Annotated in this window: 4 protein-coding genes; all 4 read right to left on the minus strand. The window is 52.1% G+C overall.

Annotated elements, in window-relative coordinates:
* Window positions 1-271, minus strand: a 271-nt coding sequence (locus tag BOW51_RS09750) for a cytochrome c oxidase subunit 3 (RefSeq protein ID WP_174564752.1), incomplete at its 3' end; no start/stop codon positions are given.
* 3 nt (window positions 272-274) lie between these two features.
* Window positions 275-835 carry a cytochrome c oxidase assembly protein gene (locus tag BOW51_RS09755; protein ID WP_078477548.1) on the minus strand — a complete coding sequence of 187 codons (561 nt, stop codon included), beginning with the start codon at window positions 833-835 and terminating at the stop codon, window positions 275-277.
* The gene (locus BOW51_RS11815; protein WP_281252884.1) at window positions 832-957 is read right to left on the minus strand and encodes a hypothetical protein; all 126 of its coding nucleotides are present in this window, start codon (window positions 955-957) and stop codon (window positions 832-834) included. The genes BOW51_RS09755 and BOW51_RS11815 overlap by 4 nt, the downstream gene beginning before the upstream one ends.
* 4 nt (window positions 958-961) lie before the next feature.
* Window positions 962-2,524 (minus strand): cytochrome c oxidase subunit I (ctaD, locus tag BOW51_RS09760; RefSeq protein WP_245828663.1); only part of this gene is annotated, 1,563 nt, incomplete at its 5' end.

Here is a 2,524-nt window from a genome sequence, read left to right on the forward strand (position 1 = left end):
AAAAGATGAACCAGCCCATACCCATGCGGAATGAAGTATCGACCTGGCTGTTGTATTTTCCGGCGAGGTTCTCATCGATAACCTGGCCGAACCAGCGGAATACCATGTAGATAACAATGGCCAGGCCGGCAAGTGCGACATAGGTGCCAACGCCGTTGCCATTCAGATAGTTGGAAAACCCCACGAACAGGGTTGTCAGGCCGATGGTGCCAATGATTGGCCAGTTGGTACCATGCGGCACATAATATTCGTCATGTGATGCGTGTGTCATCTCTCAATCCCTCTGGTTGTTAGCCAAGGCTAGTTGTTTGTTTTGTTCTGTTCTGTCGTAAATCGTATAAGAAAGGGAAACTGTCCTGATTCCATCCGGAATATCCGGGCTGATGGAAAAAATCAGTGGCATCTCTCTCTCTTCGCCAGCTTGAAATTCCTGTTGTGTGAAACAGAAGCATTCGGTTTTGTTGAAGTAGAGTGAGCCCTCTGCGGGGGCGACGTTATATACCGACTGACTGACAATTCCTTCTTTGTTCAGATTCCTGGCAAAGAAACTTGTTTTTGCAATCTCGCCCGGATGCACCTTCATGCGCACGTCTGCAGGTCGAAACTCCATGTAAGCATGGCGGCCGACATTAGCGATAAATTCGACCGTGATCTCGCGATCCATGTCGACCGTCTCATTCAGATTTGCTTCGTTGGTGATGCCGCGGCCGCCAAATCCTGTTACCTGGCAGAAGACATCGTAGAGAGGCACCATTGCGAAGCCGAAGCCGAACATCGCTATTGCGATGCCGGCCAGTATGCCGACCTGTCTATGGATTGGCTTTTTCTGTGTCATTTGCCTGCGCTAAAAATGAAGCCGACGTAAATGGCGATTGCGATTGCAGCCAGGATCAGCGCCGTTTTGCGTGCAGCAGCACGGCGCTGACCAGTCTCTTTCTCTTTAGTAGAAGTCATCACAGTATTACTTCACTTCCGGTGCTTCAGTGAAGCTGTGGTAAGGCGGTGGTGAAGGCAGCTGTTCGAACTCGAGGCCAGTTGCACCTTCCCATACGCGGTCGGTCGCTTTTTCCCCGCCCTTGATTGCCTTGTAGACAATGTAGCAGAACAGGAACTGTGTAAGACCAAAGGCAAATCCGCCGAGTGATGAAACCATGTTCCAGTCAGCGAACTGGACCGAGTAGTCAGGAATACGACGTGGCATACCTGCAAGACCCAGGAAGTGCTGCGGGAAGAAGAGCACGTTGACAAAAATGGTAGAGAGCCAGAAATGCCACTTGCCGAGGCGCTCGTCATACATGTTGCCGGTCCACTTTGGTAGCCAGTAGTAAGCTGCGGCCATGATCGAGAAGATCGCACCCGTTACCAGTACATAGTGGAAGTGGGCCACCACGAAGTAGGTGTCATGGTATTGAAAGTCGACCGGTGTAATTGCCAGCATCAGGCCGGAGAAACCACCGATGGTGAACATGATGATGAAGCCCAGTGCAAACAGCATCGGGGTTTCGAAAGTCATGGCACCTTTCCACATGGTGGAGACCCAGTTGAATACTTTCACTCCTGTCGGTACGGCGATCAGCATGGTGGCGTACATGAAGAAGAGCTCTCCTGTCACCGGCATGCCCACGGTAAACATGTGGTGCGCCCATACGATGAACGACAGGAAGGCGATGGATGCCGATGCATAGACCATCGAGCTGTAACCGAACAGTGGCTTGCGCGCAAATGTCGGCACGATAGCCGAGATGATACCGAACGCCGGCAGGATCATGATGTAGACCTCCGGATGTCCGAAGAACCAGAAGATATGCTGGAACAGGACGGGATCGCCACCACCAGCCGCATCAAAGAAGCTCGTGCCGAAGAATTGATCGGTCAGCAGCATGGTCACGGCACCTGCAAATACAGGCATGACCGCAATCAGCAGGTAAGCAGTGATGAACCATGTCCATACGAACAGTGGCATTTTCATCAGACTCATGCCTGGCGCACGCATGTTGAGAATGGTTGCAACGATATTGATTGCACCCATGATCGATGACAGGCCAAGAATGTGTACGGTGAAGATCAGGAACGGGAAGGCGTCCTCTGTCTGCAGTACCAGTGGCGGATACATGGTCCAGCCTGCAGCCGGTGCGCCGCCATCCATAAAGAGCGTGGAAAGCAGCATGGTGAAACCGAATGGCAGAATCCAGAATGACCAGTTGTTCAATCGTGGCAATGCCATATCAGGCGCACCGATCATCATCGGTACGAGCCAGTTGGCAAGGCCGACAAAGGCCGGCATGACGGCACCGAATACCATGATCAATGCATGCATGGTTGTCATTGAGTTGAAGAAATGCGGATCGACAAATTGCATGCCCGGCTCGAACAGTTCGAGACGAATGACCATTGCCATCGCACCGCCGACGAGGAACATCAACAGTGAGAAAAGCAGATAGAGTGTACCGATATCCTTGTGGTTGGTTGTGCGAACCCAGCGCATCAGTCCCTTTTCAGGACCGTGGTCGTGGTGATCGTCGTG

This window comes from Solemya elarraichensis gill symbiont (genome assembly GCF_002021095.1).
Taxonomy (GTDB): Bacteria; Pseudomonadota; Gammaproteobacteria; order Chromatiales; family Chromatiaceae.

Excerpts from the sequence above, each read along its gene's own strand:
- BOW51_RS09755 (WP_078477548.1), bottom strand. The coding sequence starts at position 835 with ATGACACAGAAAAAGCCAATCCATAGACAGGTCGGCATACTGGCCGGC.